The following is a 19,966-nucleotide window of genomic DNA, read 5'->3' as shown; positions in this document are numbered from 1 at the left end:
CATGCGAATGATTAAGAAAAGTAACATACTTCTATGTAGCATCACCCTGGCCGCGCTGTTGAGCGGTTGCGGCACGACGGGCGTCCAGGCGCCCGTCGTGGAGCGCCACCCATCGAGCAGCAGCGCCGCCGCCAGCGATCCGCGCGACCGCGACCCGGCCTATTACACGGTCAAACGCGGCGACACCCTGTTGCGCATCGCCCTCGAGCACGGGCAGAATTACCGCGACCTGGTGACCTGGAACGACTTGAGCAACCCGAACGACATCAAGGTCGACCAGGTATTGCGCGTGCTGCCGCCAACTGGCGACACGGGCGGCGCGCAAACGTCGGCCATCGTCATGCCGCCGTCGACGGAAATCAAGCCGGCCGCGCCTGTCGTGCCGAAGAAAACGGGTCCGCGCGGCGAGAAGCGCGCCTATTCCGACGCCACCCTGGCCGAGCTGCGCGCCGATGGCGGCACCAGCGACGCCAAGCCGGCGCCAGCGCCGGCGGCAACCGTCGCCGCTGCACCGGCCGCCGCCGCGGCAGCCCCTGCCGCATCGGCGCCTGGCGAAGACAAGATCAGCTGGATGTGGCCTTCCGAAGGCAAGGTCATCGGCACTTTCGACGAAGGCAAGAACAAGGGTGTCGATATCGCCGGCAAGGCGGGCCAGCAAGTGGTGGCCGCCGGCGCGGGAAAAGTCATGTATGCCGGGAGCGGAATCCGTGGTTATGGTAATCTTGTCATCGTGAAGCACAGTAATAGTTTATTGTCGGCGTATGCGCATAACCGCAGCATCCTGGTGAAGGAAGGGCAGAACGTCAACAAAGGCCAGGCCATCGCTGAAATGGGCGATTCCGATGCCGACCGCGTGAAGCTGCACTTTGAAATCCGCCAGCAGGGCAAGCCCGTCGATCCTTCGAAATTCCTGCCTAACCGTTAGGTAAAGCAATGACACACGCGCCGCACGATCAGCTGGACGATGACCCGGAACTGCCGGAAGACGGGGCAGACGAAGTCGTGACGGACGATATCGGCGAGCTCGACGGCATTGATGCCGTCGACGCGGGCGAGGGCGGCGAGGTGGCCAGCGTCAGCGTGGTGGTCGAAAGTGTCGATGAACTGAAAAAAGTGCTGGCGGCCGAGCTGTCGACCGATACCACGCAGCACTATCTGAACCAGATCGGCACGCGGCCCCTGCTGACGGCGCCGCAAGAGGTGCATTACGCCACCCTTGCCAAGCAGGGCAATTTCGAAGCCCGGCAAACCATGATCGAGCACAACCTGCGCCTCGTCGTGTCGATCGCCAAGCATTACATCAACCGCGGCGTGGTCTTGCTCGACATGATCGAGGAGGGCAACATCGGCCTGATGCGCGCCATCGACAAGTTCGAGCCGGAACGCGGTTTCCGTTTCTCTACCTACGCCACCTGGTGGATACGCCAGAGCATCGAGCGCGCCATCATGAACCAGGCGCGCACGGTGCGCCTGCCCGTGCACATGGTGCGCGAACTGAACCAGATCCTGCGCGGCAAATACCACCTGGAAGCCCAGCACCACGACGGCAAGGATGCCACCGCGGAAGATATCGCCCACCTCGTGGGCCGTCCTGTGGAAGAGGTGCAGGATATCCTGGCCCTGTCCGAGCACGCCACCTCGCTCGACGCGCCGCTCGACAACGACCCGCAGTCGTCCTTGATGGACATGCTGCCCGGCGCCAGCGAAGACAGCCCCGACGCGCGCGCCGAACACCATGAAATGACGGTGCTCGTGCGCGACTGGCTGACCAAGCTGCCCGACAAGCAGCGCGTCGTCATCATGCGCCGTTTCGGCCTCGACAACGACGATCCGGCTACGCTGGAAACCCTGGCCGAGGAAATGGGCGTGACGCGCGAGCGCGTGCGCCAGATCCAGCAGGAAGCGCTGATTAAACTGAAACGCGCCATGGCGGCGCGCGGTGTCGTGCGCGACTCCCTTTTGTAGCGCGCCTGATAAAGCGCACATGGCCGCGTTGCAATGCCTCGCCGTACTGGCGTACTGTCTTCGGCAATGCGCCTTGCCCTGCGTATTTTCTCAGGCCCGCTGAATCGGCGCGGCTGCGCCGCGGGCTTAAGCTGGCCCGCATCTGCTATCATACGCCCCGCTCGCGGCGCCTGACCTTTCCCCCATTCTTTCAAGTTCCAGCGCGGCCCTGCGTCCTGGCCCACTCTTACCTATTGATCGCTATGCAAGAAAATATCATCGAAATCAAATCGCTCGACATGGACGCCCGTGGCGTTGGCCATATTGAGAACGAAGACGGCTCGCCGGGCAAGGTTGTGTTTGTCGAAGGCGCATTGCCGGGCGAGCGCGTCAGCTTTGTGACGTTCAAGAAAAAGAAGAACTGGGAAATGGCCCGCATGACGGCGCTGCACCGCGAATCGGCTATGCGCGTGACGCCCAAATGCAAGCATTTCGACAATTGCGGCGGCTGCTCGATGCAGCACCTGGAACCGTCGGCGCAGGTGGCGATCAAGCAGCGCGTGCTGGAAGACAATCTGTGGCATATCGGCAAGGTGCGTCCGCAAAGCATCATGCGCCCCATGTATGGCCCGACCTGGGGCTACCGCTACCGCGCGCGCCTGTCCGTGCGCCACGTCAAGAAGAAAGACGCCGTGCTGGTGGGTTTCCATGAAAAGAAATCGGCGTTTGTCGCCGACATGGATAGCTGCGAAATCCTGCCGCCGCATATCTCGGCCATGCTGCTGCCCCTGCGTGCGCTGATCGGTTCGCTGTCCATCTTCGACCAGATGCCGCAGATCGAGCTGGCTGTGGGCGAAGACGTCACCGCCATGGTCTTGCGCATCATGGCGCCGTTGACGGCGGATGACGAAACGAAATTGAAAGCCTTTGCCGACGAGTACGGCGTGCAATGGTGGTTGCAGGTGAAAGGCCCGGAAACGGCCGTGCCGTTCTATCCGCTCGACAAGCAATTGCACTACCTGCTGCCGGAATTCGGCGTCAAGATGCCGTTCAAGCCCGTCGATTTCACGCAGGTGAACCATCACATCAATCGCGTGCTGGTGTCGAAAGCCTTGCGTTTGCTGGAAGTGCAGCCGACGGACCGCGTGGCCGACCTGTTCTGTGGTCTGGGCAATTTCACCTTGCCGCTGGCCACGCAAGGCAGTGAAGTGGTCGGCATCGAAGGCAGCACCACCCTGACGGAGCGGGCGCTGGAAAACGCCTTGGCCAATGGCCTGGCGGAAAAAACCTCGTTCTCGACGCGTAACCTGTTCGAAGTGACGACGGACGATCTGATCGCGCTGGGCAAGTTCGACCGCATCCTCGTCGACCCGCCGCGCGATGGCGCCATGGCCCTGTGCCAGGCGCTGGTCGGCCTATCGCAAGTGCGTCCGGACCTGCTGCCGAAACGCATCGTCTACGTCTCGTGCAGCCCATCGACTCTGGCGCGCGACGCCGGCATCCTGGCGCTGGAAGCGGGTTATGTGCTGAGCAAGGCGGGCGTGGTCAACATGTTCCCGCATACCTCCCACGTGGAGTCGATGGCAGTATTTGATCTGCTCTGATGGCACACCTGAGAAAACGTCCATAGCTGCGTTGCCTTGCCTAGCCGTACTATTCGTACTGTCTTCGGCAAGGCGCCTTGCTCTGAACGTTTTTCAGGCGCGCCGAGAGTGTCCCGGCCGTTTGCACTGATTCCACCCTTTGTTCTGCCTCCACCCCAATACCACTTACACCGTGTTATAAAACTGGTCTGTCTTTTCCCGTTCCAGCGTCTTTTTCATCCTCCCTCTGCCGTTTTTTCATTGTCCAGTAGGACAACACGCCGTTTTTACCTTCCGCTGCGCTTTCTGTTCGAAGTGGTATTGCTCACTTTGATGCCACTTCAAAACCACTTGACCGCCTATTTTTTCAGCAGCATGCTGTTCTTGCAACTGCAAAAAAACAAGATCACAGGGTAGTTATTTACGAGGCAGAGTGGCATTTCTGCAAACCTGAACAGGAGACAACGTGGAAAATTTAATACTCAAAAAAACAATCAGGAACATGATGGTATGTCTGGCCAGCGGCGGCGTGCTGGCGGCATGCGGCGGTGGCGGCGGTGACGCCGGCGCACCTGCTGGTTCGCAATTGCTGGCGGCCAGCACGGTCGTCGCTTGCGTGCCGTGGCAGGAGGGCGGCACGTACAACGCGGGCACGGTGGTCACGTACCTGGGGGCCAACTACACGGCCCTGGTGACGCAGACCGATCACGTGGGCTCGGGCTGGAATCCCGTCTCCACGCCTAGCCTGTGGAGCGCCGGCGGCACTTGCGACGGCGGCACCACACCGACCCCGACGCCGACTCCCACCCCGACGCCGACGCCCACCCCGACACCGGAACCAACGCCGACCCCAACGCCTACGCCGACCCCGACGCCAACCGGCGGCACCTGCGCACTGGCGTGGGCGGCCGGCACGGCTTACAGTGCGGGCGCCACTGTCAGCTATGCTGGCACGAATTACCGCGCCAATTACTGGACGCAGGGCGACAACCCGTCGACCAGCAGCGGCGGCGCCGGCACAGGTAAGCCGTGGACCAGCCAGGAGATCTGCAGCACCACGCCGACTCCGACTCCGACGCCTACTCCAACGCCAACACCGACTCCGACACCTACACCGACGCCTACTCCAACGCCGACACCTACTCCAACCCCAACGCCGACCCCAACGGGCCGCGAAGTCGGTTCCTATTTCGCGCAGTGGGGCGTGTATGGCCGCGACTATGAAGTGGCGAACGTGCACACGAGCGGCGTGGCTGACAAGCTGACCTTCATCAACTACGCCTTCGGCAATATCTACCCGAAAAACGGCGGTTATGAATGCGGCATGATCACCAAGGCCGAGCCGGGCGCGACAAATCCCAATTCGCCCGATGCGGGCACGGGCGGCGATGCCGAGGCCGACTACATCCGCACGCCGAAGCGCACCGTCGATGGCCAGGTCATTCCATGGGACGCTCCATTGTCGGGCAACTTCCTGCAGCTGAAAAAGCTGAAGGCGGCGCACCCGAACCTGAAGCTGTTCATTTCGCTGGGCGGCTGGAGCTGGTCGAAGAACTTCTCCGTCGGTTCGGCCACGGATGCGCTGCGCAAGCAGATGGTGCGCTCGTGCATCGACATCTACATCAAGGGCAACCTGCCGGTGCAGGGCGGTCGCGGCGGCGTGGGCGCGGCGGCCAACATCTTTGACGGCATCGACATCGATTGGGAATATCCGGTTGGCGGCGGCCAGCCGTACAACACGGTCAGCCCGAACGACAAGCGTAATTTCACCTTGCTGATGGCGGAATTCCGCAGCCAGCTCGATGCGCTCGGTGCGGCCAACGGCAAGCGCTACCTGTTGACGGCGGCTGTCGGCGCCGGCAAGGACAAGATCGACAACACGGAACCGGCCCTGTACTCGCAGTACATGGATTGGATCAACCTGATGACCTACGACTTCCACGGCGGCTGGGAAACGAGCACCAACTTCAATGCCCAGCTGTTTGCCGACCCTGCCGATCCGTCGACGGGCATGGCGCGCGAATACGTGGGCGACAAGGCGGTGCAGTACATGATTGCCGCCGGCGTGCCGCGCGACAAGCTGCTGCTGGGCATACCGTTCTATGGCCGTGGCTGGACGGGCGTGGCACCGGGGCCGAATGGCGATGGCTTGTACCAGGCGGCCACGGGCATGGCACCGGGCACGTACGAGTCGGGCATCGAGGACTACAAAATCCTCGTGGCTAAGGCTGGCACGCGCTACTACCATCCCGTGACCAAGCAGTTGTACCTGTACACGGGTGCGGGCGGCCAGTGGTGGAGCTATGATGACCCGACCGTCATCGGCACCAAGGTGAAATACGTGAAAGACCAAGGCTTGCGCGGCGCGTTCTCGTGGGAACTCGATGGCGACGCGAATGGCGTGCTGGCGACCGAGGTGTGGAAAGTGCGGTAACACTGGAGTAGAGTAAGACGCGGCCGGGCGGCATTGCTGTCCGGCCGCTTGTTCACATAAAAAACAGGAGACGGGCGATGGCGGCGGTATCGACATTCGGAGTCAAGCAGCAGGAGCAGGAGCAGGAGTTGAGCCGCGAATGGCGCAGCTGGATCGCGGAAAACCTCATGCTGGGCAGCCATCCGTCGGCGCTGATGCCGGTGCTGCAACAGGCCGGCATCGCGGAGCCCCTGGCGCGCCGCGAAATCGAGCTGGCGCTGCAAAGCCCCTATCTGGCCGGTGCCGTGCGCCTGTCGAACCGTCTGGCCAAGCGCGACTGGGTGATCGACATCCAGCGCAAGCTGAACCAGCTGCGCGACCCCGAGATTCCCCGCCGCGACAAATTGACGGCGCAGGAATTCCTCGACGAGTACTACTCCACCAACCAGCCTGTTATCATCACTGGCATGATGGACGACTGGCCCGCCTTGGCCAAGTGGAGTCCCGCCTATTTCCGCGAGCATTACGCGCAGCGCGAAGTGGAGGTGCAGTTCGGCCGCGAAGCCGATGCGCAGTACGAAATGAACAGCGTGGCCCACAAGCGCAAGATGGCATTTGGCGAGTATGCCAGCCTGGTCGAGGGCAGCGGCGCGACCAACGATTTCTATATGACGGCGAATAACAATTCGCAGAACCGGCAAGCCCTGCGCGAGCTATGGGACGATATCGGCCAGCTGCCCGAATACCTGAAGCAGGATGGCGGCCGCACGGGCTTTCTGTGGTTCGGCCCGGCCGGCACCGTGACGCCATTCCACCACGACCTGACGAACAACTTCATGGCGCAGGTCAAAGGGCGCAAGCGCCTGCGCATCATGGCTGCCTGCGAGGTGGCGCGCGTGTACAACCAGCGCCACTGTTTTACGCCCGTCGACGGGCGCGACATCGACGTGCGGCGCTACCCGCTGATGGCCGACGTGCAGGTGCGCGAATGCGTGCTGGCGCCGGGCGAGATCCTGTTTTTGCCCGTCGGCTGCTGGCATTTCGTCGAAGCGCTCGACGTATCGATGACGGTGGCGTTTACCAACTTCAAATGGGATAACGATTTTTACAGCAAGTATCCATCGAATCACGACTTCTGATGGTGGGGCCAAGATGCCGCGAACAGCCGCCTTATGGGCGGCTTTTTTCATGCTACGGTGCGCTTCTTGTATAAGATATTTCCATAAAATAATTGATTCAAGTCATTTTGCAGCAATTATTTTGATATGAATGGCCACGATGTTTCATTATCCAGATGCTCATGGCGGGCGGATAATTTGATGGCTGGCGCGGCGCCAGCACCGACAACCATCCGGAGGCGGCAGGGCATGAACACGCAGCACATGACACAGTTACAGCAAGCACCAGCAGATCGTACTGAACTTCGGCTCGACACAAGGCTGACCCGCGAAGCGGCCGAGCTGCTGGCCAGGGCCGATATCCATTTGAATGGCCGCGCCGCCTGGGACATGCAGCTGCGCAAGCCGGGCGTGCCCGAGCGCGCCTTCGCCAGCGGTAACCTGGGCCTCGGTGAAGCCTACATGGATGGCGACTGGGATGCGCAGCAGCTCGACGAATTCTTTTGCCATTTGCTGCGCGCCAGGTTGGGCGACGACGTGCGCCCCATGCGCCTGGCCTTCCACGCGCTGACCGCGCGCCTGTTCAATCTGCAGACGGAACGCCGCGCCTGGATGGTGGGCAAGGAACACTACGACCTCGGTAACGCCTTCTATGCGGCCATGCTCGACCCGCGCATGACGTATACCTGCGGCTACTGGAAGGATGCGGCCAGCCTGGCCGAGGCGCAGGAAGCCAAGCTCGATCTGGTCTGCCGCAAGCTGCGCCTGGAGCCAGGCATGCGCGTGCTCGATATCGGCTGCGGCTGGGGCAGTTTCATGCGCTATGCAGCGGAAAAATACCAGGTGCGGTGCGTGGGCGTGACGATTTCACAAGAGCAGGCCGCGTATGCGCGCGCCATGCCGGGCGGCGAGCACCTGGACATCCGCCTGCAGGACTACCGCGACACCGATGAAAAATTCGACCGCATCGTCAGCATCGGCATGTTCGAGCACGTGGGCCACAAGAATCACCGTACCTTCATGGAAGTGGCGCACCGCTGCCTGGAAGACGACGGCCTGTTCCTGCTGCACACGATCGGCAAAAACAAGCGCCATTCCACGTGCGATCCGTGGATCGACAAATACATCTTCCCGAATGGCGACCTGCCATCGGTCGGCCAGATCGGCGACGCCATGGACGATCTGTTCGTGGCCGAGGACTTGCACAACTTCGGCGCCGACTATGACAAGACCCTGATGGCCTGGCATGCGAATTTTGAGCTGGCGTGGCCGCGCTTTGCCGCCCAGCTGGGCGAGCGCTTCCACCGCATGTGGTCATACTATCTGCTGTCCTGCGCCGGTGCTTTCCGCGCGCGCGACCTGCAGCTGTGGCAATGGGTGCTGTCGAAGCAGGGCGTATTGGGCGGCTATGAACGTGTCAGCTGATATCATGGACTGATGGATATCAATCAAGCGCGTACCTTCCTCGAAGTGGCGTCCTGCGGCAGCTTCATCATGGCGGCCGAACGCATGCACGTGACACAGACGGCCGTCAGCGCCCGCATCCGCACCCTGGAGCAGCAGCTGGGGCGCCAGCTGTTCGTGCGCAACAAGGCGGGCGCGCGCCTGACGCCGGCCGGCGAGCGCTTCATGCGCCATGCGGCCACCATGGTGCAGGTGTGGGAACGGGCGCGGCATCAGGTGGCCTTGCCGCCGGGGCGCGACGACGCCGTCAGCATCGGCTGCGAACTGAGTTTGTGGCAGCCGCTGCTCGGCGACTGGTTGATACGCATGAGCCGCGATTGCCCCGAGATCGCCCTGCGCGCGGAAGTCGACAGCCCCGCGCGCCTGCTCGACGCCGTGCACGACGGCTCGCTCGACCTGGCCGTGCTGTACAACCCGCCGCAGCGTCCGGGCCTGGCCAGCGAATTGCTGGCCGAGGAAAAGCTCGTGATGGTGACCACGCGCGCCGACGGGCAGATGCATGCCGATACGTACGTGTACGTGGACTGGGGCCCGGCGTTTGCCGCGAACCACCAGGCCGCGTATCCGGAACTGAGCAGCCCGCCCGTGTCGATCTCGCTGGGTCCGCTGGCCCTCGTCTACCTGCTGGAAGCGGGTGGCGCCAGTTATTTTCGCATCGGCAGCGCGCAACCCTATCTCGATGCGGGCTTGCTGCACCGCGTGCGCGACGCGCCCGAATTCTCGCATTCGGCTTACGCCGTCTACGCGGCCCAGCGCGACAACCCGACCCTGGACCGCGCCCGCGCCTGCCTGCTCGAGGTGGCGGAGAGGATCAAGTAAATGCTGTGGACGTAAAAAAGCCGACCCGAGGGTCGGCTTTTCGTTTAAGCGCAATACTTAGTCGCGGCTGCCGCCGGCGAAACCTAAAAGTGACAACAGGCTGGTGAAGATGTTGTACACGTCCAGGTAGATGCGCAGGGTGGCCGAGATGTAGTTGGTCTCGCCGCCGTTGATGATTTGCTGCACGTCATACAGGATGTAGGCCGAGAAGATGGCGATGGCGACCATGGAGATCACGATCGACAGTGCCGACAGGCCCAGGAAAATGTTTGCCACCGATGCGAGGATCAGCACGATCACGCCGGCGAACAGCCATTTGCCCATGGCCGAGAAGTCGCGCTTCGAGACCGTGGCGATCGTCGCCATCACGGCCAGGATGGTGGCCGTGCCGCCGAATGCCGTCATGATCAGCATGCCGCCGTTCGAGTAGCCGAGCGTGCGCGTCAGGATAGGCGTGAGCATCAGGCCCATGAAGAAGGTGAAGCCCAGCAGGACGGCGACGCCGAGGCCCGAGTTCTTCGTCTTTTCAATCGCGTACATGAAGCCGAATGCGACGGCCATGAAGATGATGAAGCCCATGCCGCCGGTCAGCATCGGCAAATGCATTTGCACGCCGATGAAGGCGCCCAGCACGGTCGGGATCATGGACAGCGCCAGCAGCCAGTAAGTGTTGCGCAAGACCTGATGGCGGACTTGCTGCATGCCCCCCGACAGGTCAAAGGTGCGTTGCATGTTCTGATTCATAGTGCCTCCGTGTTGTCAATTCAAATTACTGCTTTACTCAAGGATAGCATGAGGGCCGGAATTTGCCAAAAAAGCAGCTTAAGATTTCATTAAACAGGGGGGGGCGGCAAGATGCCCCCTGCCTGTCTGGGTGATATGGGGTGGAGTATGGTAAAATCAAAGGTTGATTGAGTTCTCAATTTACCGTTTTAAACCTTACTTTTTATTGGAGTTTTCACACATGGCAATCGAACGCACCCTGTCGATCATCAAACCAGACGCAGTTGCAAAAAACGTAATCGGTCAAATCTACTCGCGTTTTGAAAACGCTGGCCTGAAAATCGTTGCAGCACGCATGACCCAACTGTCGCGCGAACAAGCTGAAGGCTTCTACGCAGCGCACAAAGAACGCGGCTTCTTCAAGGATCTGGTCGACTTCATGGTTTCCGGTCCGGTCATGATTCAAGCCCTGGAAGGCGAAAACGCCGTTCTGGCCCACCGTGACCTGATGGGCGCGACCGATCCGAAGAAAGCAGAAAAAGGCACGATCCGCGCCGATTTCGCCGATTCGATCGACGCAAACGCCGTACACGGTTCCGACGCTGTCGAAGCTGCTAAAGTGGAAATCGCTTACTTCTTCCCAGAACTGAAGGCTTAATTGCCTTAGATAACGTTATTTCCTGGCGTTATCTGTGAAATAACTTATCACCCCCTGTTCCCGCTGCGCTGTGGAGTGTTCGCTCCGGATGCGCGCGGGGACGGATTTTTAGAATAGACAAGATCATGAATACGACGACCCTCACCAACTTGCTGGACCTCGATCCCGCGCAACTCATCGCCTACTGCGCCGAGTTGGGAGAGAAACCGTTTCGTGCGAAACAATTGCAACGCTGGATACACCAGTTCGGCGCCTCCGACTTTGACGCCATGACGGATCTGGCCAAGTCGCTGCGCGACAAGCTGGCCACGCGCGCCGAAGTGCGCGCCCCGGCCATCATCAGCGACCATACGTCGACGGATGGCACGCGCAAGTGGCTGGTCGACGTGGGCAATGGCAATGCCGTGGAAACCGTGTTCATTCCGGAAGAAAACCGCGGCACCCTGTGCATCTCGACCCAGGCCGGCTGCGCCGTGAACTGCCGTTTCTGCTCGACGGGCAAGCAAGGCTTCAACCGCAACCTCAGTGTGGGCGAAATCATCGGCCAGCTGTGGATGGCGGAATTCGAATTGCGCCGCACCAAGGGCATCGAACCGGGCCCGAAAGGCGAGCGCCAGATCACCAACGTGGTCATGATGGGCATGGGCGAGCCCCTGCTGAACTTCGAGCCGACCGTCACGGCCCTGAAATTGATGCTCGACGACAACGCCTACGGCCTGTCGCGCCGCCGCGTGACCCTGTCGACGTCGGGCGTCGTGCCGATGATGGACAAGCTGTCGCAGGAAGTGCCGGTGGCCCTGGCCGTCTCGCTGCACGCCTCGAACGATGCCTTGCGCGATGGCTTGATTCCACTGAACAAGAAATACCCGCTGAAGGAATTGATGGCGGCCTGCAAGCGCTACCTGGAATTCGCCCCGCGCGATTTCATCACGTTTGAATACTGCATGCTCGACGGCGTCAACGACAGCGACGAGCACGCGCGTGAGCTGCTGGCGCTGGTGCAAGACCGCGAGTTCGGCGTGAACTGCAAGTTCAACCTGATCCCGTTCAACCCCTTCCCCGAGTCGGGCCTGTTCCGTTCGAAAAACCCGCGCATCAAGGCGTTTGCCCAGGTGCTGATGGATGGCGGCATCATCACCACCGTGCGCAAGACGCGCGGCGATGATATCGATGCGGCCTGCGGCCAGCTGGCCGGCGAAGTCAAGGACCGCACCCGGGTGCAGGAACGCATGGAAAAGATGACTGAGTATCAACAGAAATTTGGCGCTAATTTCGGCAAGATCGTGGAGATCCGCTCCTGATGAGGGAAGGCATGGCTTACCAACGCTCGCTTGCTGTGGCCGCTGTTTGCCTGGCCGTGCTGCTGGTCGGCTGTGCCTCTTCCACGCCGGACACGGTCGCCAGAGACGTGCAGGCGGGTGCGCCGGAACGCGCCGTGCTGCGCTTGCAGCTGGCCAGCGCGTACTATGCGCAAGGCCAGCTCGACGTGGCCCTGGCCGAAGCGCAGCAAGCCGTGCAACTGGCGCCGAACGATGCGCAAGCGTATGGCGTGCGCGCCCTGATCCTTGCGGCCCAGCGGCAAACTGCGTCTGCCGAGAAAGATTTCCTTTACGCTTTGCACCTTGCGCCCCACAATCCTGAGTTGAGCAATAATTACGGCCTGTTTTTGTGCCAGACGGGACGCGCCGCGCAATCGCTGGCGTATTTCGATGCGGCATTGGCGGATGCGGCGTATGTGTCGCCGGAAAAAGCGCTCAACAATGGGGGCGCTTGCAGCCTGGCCCTGAACGATTACCCGCGTGCGGGCGCGTATTGGATGCGCGCCGTACGCATCGCACCGGACGTGGCAGTGACGAACGCCGGCCTGGTGCGCGTGTATTACCAACAGCAAGACTACCGGCAGGCGGCTTATTATTTGCAGCGGCTCGGTAAGATAGTAACAATGGAGAGCCAGACGGCCGATGTGCTGTGGCTCGGGATCAAGGTGCAGCATAAGCTCGGGGATGCGGGTGCGGAAGCTGGCCTGGGGGCGCATTTGCGCAACCACCATGCCGGCTCCCCCGAATATGCTGCTTATCAAAATGGGGCGTTTGATGAGTGAGACAGGGATACCAATGAATTCAGAGTGGGCAGAAACGCCTCAGCAGCAGCCCCAGGGCAATCTGGCGTTGGCAGGCGCGCAGTTGAAGGCGCAGCGCGAAGCGCTGGGCTGGCCGGTGGAGCAGGTGGCCGACCAGCTCAAGCTGGCGCCGCGCCAGGTGGTCGCGCTGGAAGAGGGCGACATGGCGGCCTTGCCGAACCTGGCCGTGGTGCGCGGTTTCGTGCGCGCCTACGCCAAGGTCGTGCGTCTCGACGCGGCACCGCTGGTGGCCATGATCGAAGTCCACCCGGCGCCGGCGCAAGACCCGGCCGCGCCCGTACGGCGCGAGATTTCCGCCACGTTTTCCGAATCGCGCTTCCCGTCGATGACGCAGCGCTCGTCGAACCAGACGCCCCTGTGGATCGCCGGCGCCGTGGCCGTCGTCGTGGCGGCCGCCTTTGGCGCGTATAAACTCGGTTATGTGCCGGCCAGCCTGCTGTCCTCGCAGGCCGGGAAGGAAACATCGCATGCGGAAGTGGGCCCCGTGGAAACGACCCTGGTCAAGCCGGGCCAGGACTTGACGCCCGTGCAGTCGCCGTCCGTGCCCCTGATTTCCGTACCGCCGCCACCAGGCAACGATACGCAGACGGGCGCTCCGGCTTCCGCCATCGCTTCGGCGCCGGCCGCCGCCGTGCCGCCAGTCGCCGTGCCAGCCCCTGCGACAGCCGCGACGGCTGCCGTCACGCCGCCCGTGGCTGCCCCTGCCGTGGGCGCGAATGCGCTGGTACTGAAGGTGGAGCAGGATTCCTGGGTGGAAATCCGCCGCCCAGGCAGCACGCCGCTGATTTCGCGCATGGTCAAGGCGGGCAGCACGGAAACGTTCGATATCACGGGACCGGCCACCCTGGTGGTGGGCAAGCCCGGTGTGGTGCAGGCAACCTTGCGCGGCGCCAAGCTGGAGCTGCCGACCGTTGCCGGCGGCACGATCTCGCGCGTCAGCATCAAATAATTGCAGTAACCATTCAAGCAAACTCAGAAGATAATATTATGGCTACCTCGAAAACAGCGATCGGCTCCGGTCCATCCGGCCGGCGCGACAGCCGCAAGGTGCTGATCGCGCACGGCCAGCGCCAGATCTGGGTGGGCGGCGACGCCCCCGTGGTGGTGCAGTCGATGACGAACACGGATACGGCCGACGCCATCGGCACGGCGATCCAGATCAAGGAACTGGCGCGTGCCGGTTCGGAACTGGTGCGCCTGACGGTGGACCGTCCGGAAGCGGCTGCGGCCGTGCCCTACATCCGCGAGCAGCTCGACAAGATGGATATCGACGTGCCGCTGGTCGGCGATTTCCACTATAACGGCCATACCCTGCTCAACGACTACCCCGATTGCGCGCGCGCGCTGTCGAAGTACCGCATCAATCCGGGCAACGTGGGCAAGGGCGCCAAGCGCGACACGCAATTTGCGCAAATGATCGAAGCGGCTTGCCGCTACGACAAGCCGGTGCGCATCGGCGTGAACTGGGGCAGCCTCGATCAAGCCTTGCTGGCACGCATCATGGATGAAAACGCGGGCCGCGCCGAACCGTGGCCGGCGCAAGCCGTCATGTATGAAGCGCTGGTGACGTCGGCGATTGAAAACGCCGTGCGCGCCGAAGAACTGGGCCTGGCGCGCGACAAGATCATCCTGTCGTGCAAGGTCTCGGGCGTGCAGGACCTGATCGCCGTGTACCGCGAACTGGCGCAGCGCTGCGATTATCCGCTGCACCTGGGCCTGACGGAAGCGGGCATGGGCAGCAAGGGCATCGTCGCTTCGACGGCGGCCCTGGCCGTGCTGCTGCAGGAAGGCATCGGCGACACCATCCGCATTTCGCTCACGCCCGAACCGGGCGGCGACCGCACGCGTGAAGTCATCGTCGGCCAGGAAATTTTGCAAACCATGGGCTTGCGCAAGTTCGCGCCCATGGTCATCGCCTGTCCCGGTTGCGGCCGCACGACGTCGACCACCTTCCAGGAGCTGGCCGACAACATCCAGACGTATCTGCGCGAGCAGATGCCGGAGTGGAAGAAATCGTATCCGGGCGTGGAAGCGATGAACGTGGCCGTCATGGGCTGCATCGTCAACGGTCCCGGCGAATCGAAGCATGCGAACATCGGCATCAGCCTGCCCGGCACGGGCGAGTCGCCTGCCGCGCCCGTGTTTGTCGACGGTGAAAAAGTCGTCACCCTGCGCGGCGAACGCATCGTCGAGGAATTCCAGGACATCGTCCTCAATTATGTTAAAAGCCATTACGGCGCCGCCGCCACGGCAACGGCGTAGGTCGGATTAGCGCTGTGCGCGTCATCCGGCAATCAAGTTAAAGCAAAGAAGAACACTATGTCCGAAAATAAAAAGCTCGACAAAATCACCGCCGTCAAAGGCATGAACGATATCCTGCCAGCTGACGCCCCGCTGTGGGAACTGTTTGAAAACACGGCGCAATCCGTACTGCAAAGCTATGGCTTCCAGCAGATCCGCACGCCGATCGTGGAAGAAACGAAATTGTTCGCGCGCGCCATCGGCGCCGTGACCGATATCGTGGAAAAGGAAATGTATTCGTTCACCGATTCGATGAACGGCGACAACCTGACCCTGCGCCCTGAAGGCACGGCCGGCGTGGTGCGCGCCGTCGTCGAGCACAACCTCGTCTACGAAGGCCCGAAACGCCTGTGGTACAAGGGCCAGATGTTCCGCCACGAGCGTCCGCAAAAGGGCCGCTACCGCCAGTTCCACCAGTTCGGCGCGGAAGCCATCGGCTTCACGGGCCCGGACATCGACGCCGAGCTGATCATGATGACGCGCCGCCTGTGGGATGACCTGGGCCTGGAAGGCATCCGCCTGGAACTGAACTCGATCGGCGACGCGGCCGAGCGCCTGCGCCACCGCGCCGACCTGATCGCCTACCTGGAAAGCCACAGCGAGCTGCTCGACGAAGAAGCCAAGCGCCGCCTGCACAGCAATCCGCTGCGCATCCTCGATACCAAGAATCCTGCCATGCAGGACCTGGTCAATGGCGCGCCGAAGCTGCTCGAGTACCTGGGCGAGGAATCGCTGGCCCATTTCCACGGCGTGCAGAAGATTCTGAACCACAACAATATTCCCTTCATCATCAATCCACGCCTGGTGCGCGGCCTCGATTACTACAACCGCACGGTGTTCGAGTGGGTCAGCGACAAGCTGGGCGCGCAAGGCACGGTCTGCGCCGGCGGCCGCTATGACGGCATGGTGGAAATGTTTGGCGGCAAATCGACGCCTGCCGTCGGTTTCGGCATGGGCGTCGAACGCCTGGTGCTGCTGATGAAGGACGCGGCCGAGCCGGAGCAGCCAGCCCAGTGCGACGTCTATCTGGTGCACCAGGGCGAGCAGGCAGGCTTGCAAGCGTTCGTGCTGGCCGAGCGGATTCGCGATGCCGGCCTGGACGTTGTGCTACATTGCGCAGCGAGCAACGGTGGCGGCAGCTTCAAGACGCAAATGAAAAAGGCGGACGCCAGCGGTGCGGCGTTTGCCGTGATCATGGGCGACGATGAAATCGTCAATAATGTCGCGACGGTGAAAGCCATGCGCGAAGCCGATGCGGGCGCGCAGCAGAACACGGTGCCGTTCGACGACGTCGTCGATTACGTGGTGGACCAGATCATCGGCGACCACGATTGCGGCCATGACCACGGTCCTGGCGGCCACGTGCATCATCACCATTGATTTGACGCAAGACCGTTCTACCCTCGATCAACTACTCATTAAAACTGACGACCCATGGCATACGATCACGAAGAACAAGAACAACTGGCAACCCTCAAAGCCTGGTGGCAGCGCAATGGCAATCTGACCTCCTGGGTCCTGATCGTGGCGCTGGCAGGCTACAGCGGCTGGGCTGGCTGGCAGTACTACCAGCGCACGCAGGCTGCGCAAGCGGGCCAGTTATACGACGAACTGCAGAACGCCATCGCCGCCAAGGACACGGCCAAGGTGATGCGCGCGGCTGGCGACATGCAATCGCGTTTCAGCGGCACGGCGTATGCGCAGATGAGCGCCCTGGCCGCGGCCAAGGTGGCGTTCGACGCGAACGACCTGAAAACGGCCAAGACCCAGCTGCAATGGGTGGCCGAGCATGGCACGGAAGAGTACAAGGCCATCGCCAAGCTGCGCCTGGCCGGTGTCCTGCTGGATGAAAAAGCCTACGATGAAGCGCTGAAAGTGCTGGCAACGGCTTCCGTGGCGCAATTTGCCGGTGCCGTGGCCGACCGCAAGGGCGACATCCTGGTGGCGCAAAACAAGCTGGCCGATGCGCGCACGGCTTACCTGGCCGCTCTGGCCGCGACGGACAAGAACAATCCAGGCCGTCAACTGATCCAGGTCAAACTGGAAGCGATCGGCGGTACGGTACCGGAAGACAAGGCCAAGGCGGACAAGGCCGCCGCCTGACAGGAACACTGATGGCGGGGCCGCGCGGCTTTGTGCGCCGCCCGCCTTGCCCTTACAAGTACAAGAAAAAGGTTGGATAACACTTATGCATGTCACTGAAAAGCTGGTAGCTGCAAGTATGTTGGCCCTGATGGCCGGTTGCTCGTCCTGGAACCCGTTCGCCTCGAAAGATCCGAAAACCGAGCCGGCCAAGCTGGTCGAGTTAAAATCGAGCATCGCCGTGCGCGACGCCTGGAAGTATTCGATCGGCAAGGCTGGCGTGTACGCGTTTACGCCTGCGCTGGCTGGCAGCAGCCTGTACGTGGTCAGCGCCGATGGCGCGCTGGCGCGCCTCGATGCGGCCAGCGGCCGTGAAACGTGGCGCGTCAAGGCCGGCAGCGACATCACGTCGAGCCCCGGCAGCGATGGCACGGTCGTGGCCGTCGGCGCCGCCAAGGGTGCCGTGCTGGCGTTTGACGCCGATGGCAAGCAGCTGTGGAAGGCGCAGGCGTCCAGCGAAGTATTGACGGCGCCCGTCGTGGGACAGGGCGTGGTCGTGGTGCGCAGCGTGGACAACCGCATCGTCGGCTTCGACGCCAAGACGGGCGAGCGCAAGTGGACGGTGCAGCGCGTCACGCCGGCATTGACCTTGCGCAATGCGCCGGGCATGGCGCTGGGCGGCGCGAACATCTACGTGGCCCAGCCGGGCGGCAAGCTGCTGGCACTGACGGCGGCCACCGGTGTGGTACGCTGGGAGGTCGTCGTCAGCGAACCGCGCGGCGCAACCGAACTGGAGCGCGTCTCCGACATTGCCGGCACGCCGGTGGTGTACGAAGGCGAAGTGTGCGCCGTCACGTACCAGGGCAAGGCGGGTTGCTTCGACGCCGCCACGGGCGTGCCGCGCTGGACCAAGCCGATCTCGTCCGATGTGGGCGTGGCCGTCGACCAGCGTTTCGTGTTCACCGCCGATGACCAGGGCGCCGTCGTGGCGTTCAGCCGCGAAGGCGGCCAGAGCGCCTGGAAGAATGACGCGCTGGCGCGCCGCCGCCTGTCGACGCCGGCCTCCTACGGCCGCAGCGTCGCCGTTGGCGATTATCAAGGTTACATCCACTTCCTGTCACGGGAAGATGGTGCATTAATAGGTCGTGTCAGCACCGACGGTAGCCCGATTGTTTCGGCTCCCGTCGTTGCCGGTTCGAATTTGATTTTTCAAACCCAATCAGGGACAGTGACCGCTCTCGCGGTCGAGTAATACAATGAAGCCGGTAATTGCACTAGTAGGTCGACCCAATGTTGGGAAATCGACTTTATTCAATCGTCTGACCCGCTCGCGCGATGCGCTGGTGGCGGATTTGCCTGGGTTGACGCGCGATCGTCACTATGGCGAAGGCCGTGTCGGCGAACGTCCCTTCCTCGTCATCGATACGGGTGGTTTCGAACCCGTCGCCAAGGAAGGCATCATGCACCAGATGGCACTGCAGACCAAGCAGGCCGTGGCCGAGGCCGACGTGGTGGTATTCATCGTGGACGGCCGTCAAGGCCTGACCCCGCATGACAAGACCATCGTCGACTTCCTGCGCAAGAGCGGCCGCCCGGTCCTGCTGGTGGTCAACAAAAGCGAAGGCATGCGCTACACGGCCGTCGTGTCCGAATTCTATGAATTGGGCATGGGCGATCCGTATGCGATCTCGTCGGCGCACGGTGACGGCGTCAACGACCTCGTCGAAGTGATGCTGGACCTGGCGTTCGCGCAGCGTCCGGATGAGCCTGAAGAGCTGGAAAAGACCGACCGCGGCATCAAGATCGCCCTCGTCGGCCGTCCGAACGTGGGCAAGTCGACCTTGATCAATACCCTGCTGGGCGAAGAGCGCGTGATCGCCTTCGACATGCCGGGCACGACGCGCGATTCGATCGAAATCCCGTTCGAGCGCGATGGCCAGCAATACACCCTGATCGACACGGCCGGTATCCGCCGCCGCGGCAAGGTGTTCGAAGCGATCGAGAAATTCTCTGTGGTGAAAACGCTGCAGTCGATTTCCGAAGCCAACGTGGTCGTGCTGATGCTCGACGCGCAGCAGGATATTTCCGAGCAAGACGCGCATATCGCCGGCTTCATCCTGGAATCGGGCCGCGCGCTGGTCGTGGCCGTGAATAAATGGGATGGCTTGCAATCGCACGAGCGCGACGAGATCAAGATCGATATCGACCGCAAGCTCGATTTCCTGTCGTTCGCGCAGATGCATTTCATTTCCGCGCTGAAAGGCACCAACATCGGTCCACTGATGAAGTCGCTCAACGCCGCGTATGCGGCCGCCATGTGCGATTTGTCGACGCCGAAGCTGACGCGCGCCCTGATCGAGGCCGTGGAAAAGCAGGAGCCGCGCCGCAAGGGTTCGATCCGTCCGAAGCTGCGCTATGCGCACCAGGGCGGCATGAACCCGCCTGTGATCGTTATTCACGGCAATGCGCTCGACGCCGTCGGCGACCCGTACAAACGCTATCTGGAAAAACATTTCCGCGATACGTTTGCCCTGGTCGGCACGCCGCTGCGCATCGAATTGCGTACGGGTAAAAACCCGTTTGCACGCACGCCAAGCAAGTAATGTTTTAAATGCTGAATTAAGTGCATATTAAGGCGCCGCGGAGATAATGCGGCGCCGACAGTCATTTAATGGCTGTTTGCACGAAAATAATAAAGTGTTAATGCGCCATGCGCGACAG

The 19,966-nt window shown here is 62.0% G+C and carries 17 protein-coding genes; 16 read left to right on the top strand and 1 reads right to left on the bottom strand.

The genetic code is table 11. From position 1 onward, the window contains the following. Nucleotides 1–7 precede the first annotated feature (7 nt). The 7 genes from KO538_RS03195 to KO538_RS03165 all read left to right on the top strand — a co-directional run bounded on the left by KO538_RS03195 (nt 8) and on the right by KO538_RS03165 (nt 9,341). Nucleotides 8–925, top strand: a complete 918-nt coding sequence (locus KO538_RS03195; protein WP_219327730.1) for a peptidoglycan DD-metalloendopeptidase family protein — start codon at nt 8–10, stop codon at nt 923–925. Between the two features lie 8 nt (nt 926–933). Beyond that, on the top strand, nt 934–1,965 hold the full coding sequence (gene rpoS / locus KO538_RS03190) for an RNA polymerase sigma factor RpoS (protein WP_128142399.1): 1,032 nt from the start codon (nt 934–936) through the stop codon (nt 1,963–1,965). A 242-nt stretch (nt 1,966–2,207) separates the two neighbouring features. After that, entirely contained in the window at nt 2,208–3,548 is a 1,341-nt protein-coding gene (rlmD, locus tag KO538_RS03185) for a 23S rRNA (uracil(1939)-C(5))-methyltransferase RlmD (protein WP_219327452.1), read from the top strand. A gap of 481 nt (nt 3,549–4,029) precedes the next feature. Then, nucleotides 4,030–5,961 carry a glycosyl hydrolase family 18 protein gene (locus KO538_RS03180; RefSeq protein WP_268748775.1) on the top strand — a complete coding sequence of 644 codons (1,932 nt, stop codon included), beginning with the start codon at nt 4,030–4,032 and terminating at the stop codon, nt 5,959–5,961. Nucleotides 5,962–6,038: 77 nt separating this feature from the next. Next, nucleotides 6,039–7,079, top strand: a complete 1,041-nt coding sequence (locus KO538_RS03175; RefSeq protein WP_219327451.1) for a cupin-like domain-containing protein — start codon at nt 6,039–6,041, stop codon at nt 7,077–7,079. A 243-nt stretch (nt 7,080–7,322) separates the two neighbouring features. Next, complete coding sequence (gene cfa / locus KO538_RS03170; RefSeq protein WP_219327729.1) at nt 7,323–8,483, top strand: cyclopropane fatty acyl phospholipid synthase; 1,161 nt, start codon at nt 7,323–7,325, stop codon at nt 8,481–8,483. Between the two features lie 12 nt (nt 8,484–8,495). Next, nucleotides 8,496–9,341 (top strand): LysR family transcriptional regulator, encoded by an 846-nt coding sequence (locus tag KO538_RS03165; protein WP_072452605.1) that lies wholly within the window; start codon nt 8,496–8,498, stop codon nt 9,339–9,341. Nucleotides 9,342–9,398: 57 nt separating this feature from the next. On the opposite strand, the gene KO538_RS03160 is transcribed toward KO538_RS03165, so the two are convergent. Beyond that, nucleotides 9,399–10,085, bottom strand: coding sequence for a Bax inhibitor-1/YccA family protein (locus tag KO538_RS03160; RefSeq protein WP_034752039.1), 687 nt, complete (start codon nt 10,083–10,085; stop codon nt 9,399–9,401). Between the two features lie 220 nt (nt 10,086–10,305). Here KO538_RS03160 and ndk point away from each other — a divergent pair, with 220 nt between their 5' ends. The 9 genes from ndk (at nt 10,306) to der (ending at nt 19,848) form a co-directional block, all read left to right on the top strand. Then, nucleotides 10,306–10,722, top strand: coding sequence for a nucleoside-diphosphate kinase (gene ndk / locus KO538_RS03155; protein ID WP_034752036.1), 417 nt, complete (start codon nt 10,306–10,308; stop codon nt 10,720–10,722). Nucleotides 10,723–10,847: 125 nt separating this feature from the next. Then, nucleotides 10,848–12,023: a 23S rRNA (adenine(2503)-C(2))-methyltransferase RlmN gene (gene rlmN, locus KO538_RS03150; protein WP_034752035.1), complete on the top strand. Its 1,176-nt coding sequence runs from the start codon at nt 10,848–10,850 to the stop codon at nt 12,021–12,023. A gap of 11 nt (nt 12,024–12,034) precedes the next feature. Then, nucleotides 12,035–12,823, top strand: a complete 789-nt coding sequence (gene pilW, locus KO538_RS03145; protein WP_257620135.1) for a type IV pilus biogenesis/stability protein PilW — start codon at nt 12,035–12,037, stop codon at nt 12,821–12,823. Between the two features lie 13 nt (nt 12,824–12,836). Further along, the gene (locus KO538_RS03140; RefSeq protein ID WP_034752034.1) at nt 12,837–13,811 is read left to right on the top strand and encodes a helix-turn-helix domain-containing protein; all 975 of its coding nucleotides are present in this window, start codon (nt 12,837–12,839) and stop codon (nt 13,809–13,811) included. Between the two features lie 38 nt (nt 13,812–13,849). Then, nucleotides 13,850–15,124, top strand: coding sequence for a flavodoxin-dependent (E)-4-hydroxy-3-methylbut-2-enyl-diphosphate synthase (ispG, locus tag KO538_RS03135; protein ID WP_070301527.1), 1,275 nt, complete (start codon nt 13,850–13,852; stop codon nt 15,122–15,124). A 57-nt stretch (nt 15,125–15,181) separates the two neighbouring features. Beyond that, nucleotides 15,182–16,543: a histidine--tRNA ligase gene (gene hisS / locus KO538_RS03130; RefSeq protein WP_219327449.1), complete on the top strand. Its 1,362-nt coding sequence runs from the start codon at nt 15,182–15,184 to the stop codon at nt 16,541–16,543. Nucleotides 16,544–16,597: 54 nt separating this feature from the next. Further along, nucleotides 16,598–17,266 carry a tetratricopeptide repeat protein gene (locus tag KO538_RS03125; RefSeq protein WP_034752031.1) on the top strand — a complete coding sequence of 223 codons (669 nt, stop codon included), beginning with the start codon at nt 16,598–16,600 and terminating at the stop codon, nt 17,264–17,266. 85 nt (nt 17,267–17,351) lie between these two features. Next, nucleotides 17,352–18,497 carry an outer membrane protein assembly factor BamB gene (gene bamB / locus KO538_RS03120; protein ID WP_219327448.1) on the top strand — a complete coding sequence of 382 codons (1,146 nt, stop codon included), beginning with the start codon at nt 17,352–17,354 and terminating at the stop codon, nt 18,495–18,497. A 4-nt stretch (nt 18,498–18,501) separates the two neighbouring features. Further along, complete coding sequence (der, locus tag KO538_RS03115) at nt 18,502–19,848, top strand: ribosome biogenesis GTPase Der (protein ID WP_034752028.1); 1,347 nt, start codon at nt 18,502–18,504, stop codon at nt 19,846–19,848. The last annotated feature ends 118 nt before the right edge of the window (nt 19,849–19,966 follow it).

Source organism: Janthinobacterium sp. NKUCC08_JDC (genome assembly GCF_019345575.1).
GTDB lineage: Bacteria > Pseudomonadota > Gammaproteobacteria > Burkholderiales > Burkholderiaceae_D > Janthinobacterium > Janthinobacterium aestuarii.
Note: the sequence above shows the minus strand (reverse complement) of the source record. Positions and strands in the feature narration are given on the sequence as shown.

Excerpts from the sequence above, each read along its gene's own strand:
- ispG (WP_070301527.1), top strand. The coding sequence starts at position 13,850 with ATGGCTACCTCGAAAACAGCGATCGGCTCCGGTCCATCCGGCCGGCGC.
- KO538_RS03195 (WP_219327730.1), top strand. The coding sequence starts at position 8 with ATGATTAAGAAAAGTAACATACTTCTATGTAGCATCACCCTGGCCGCG.
- rlmN (WP_034752035.1), top strand. The coding sequence starts at position 10,848 with ATGAATACGACGACCCTCACCAACTTGCTGGACCTCGATCCCGCGCAA.
- bamB (WP_219327448.1), top strand. The coding sequence starts at position 17,352 with ATGCATGTCACTGAAAAGCTGGTAGCTGCAAGTATGTTGGCCCTGATG.
- KO538_RS03140 (WP_034752034.1), top strand. The coding sequence starts at position 12,837 with ATGAATTCAGAGTGGGCAGAAACGCCTCAGCAGCAGCCCCAGGGCAAT.
- ndk (WP_034752036.1), top strand. The coding sequence starts at position 10,306 with ATGGCAATCGAACGCACCCTGTCGATCATCAAACCAGACGCAGTTGCA.
- pilW (WP_257620135.1), top strand. The coding sequence starts at position 12,035 with ATGGCTTACCAACGCTCGCTTGCTGTGGCCGCTGTTTGCCTGGCCGTG.
- der (WP_034752028.1), top strand. The coding sequence starts at position 18,502 with ATGAAGCCGGTAATTGCACTAGTAGGTCGACCCAATGTTGGGAAATCG.
- KO538_RS03160 (WP_034752039.1), bottom strand. The coding sequence starts at position 10,085 with ATGAATCAGAACATGCAACGCACCTTTGACCTGTCGGGGGGCATGCAG.
- KO538_RS03180 (WP_268748775.1), top strand. The coding sequence starts at position 4,030 with ATGATGGTATGTCTGGCCAGCGGCGGCGTGCTGGCGGCATGCGGCGGT.
- rpoS (WP_128142399.1), top strand. The coding sequence starts at position 934 with ATGACACACGCGCCGCACGATCAGCTGGACGATGACCCGGAACTGCCG.
- KO538_RS03125 (WP_034752031.1), top strand. The coding sequence starts at position 16,598 with ATGGCATACGATCACGAAGAACAAGAACAACTGGCAACCCTCAAAGCC.
- rlmD (WP_219327452.1), top strand. The coding sequence starts at position 2,208 with ATGCAAGAAAATATCATCGAAATCAAATCGCTCGACATGGACGCCCGT.
- KO538_RS03175 (WP_219327451.1), top strand. The coding sequence starts at position 6,039 with ATGGCGGCGGTATCGACATTCGGAGTCAAGCAGCAGGAGCAGGAGCAG.
- KO538_RS03165 (WP_072452605.1), top strand. The coding sequence starts at position 8,496 with ATGGATATCAATCAAGCGCGTACCTTCCTCGAAGTGGCGTCCTGCGGC.
- hisS (WP_219327449.1), top strand. The coding sequence starts at position 15,182 with ATGTCCGAAAATAAAAAGCTCGACAAAATCACCGCCGTCAAAGGCATG.
- cfa (WP_219327729.1), top strand. The coding sequence starts at position 7,323 with ATGACACAGTTACAGCAAGCACCAGCAGATCGTACTGAACTTCGGCTC.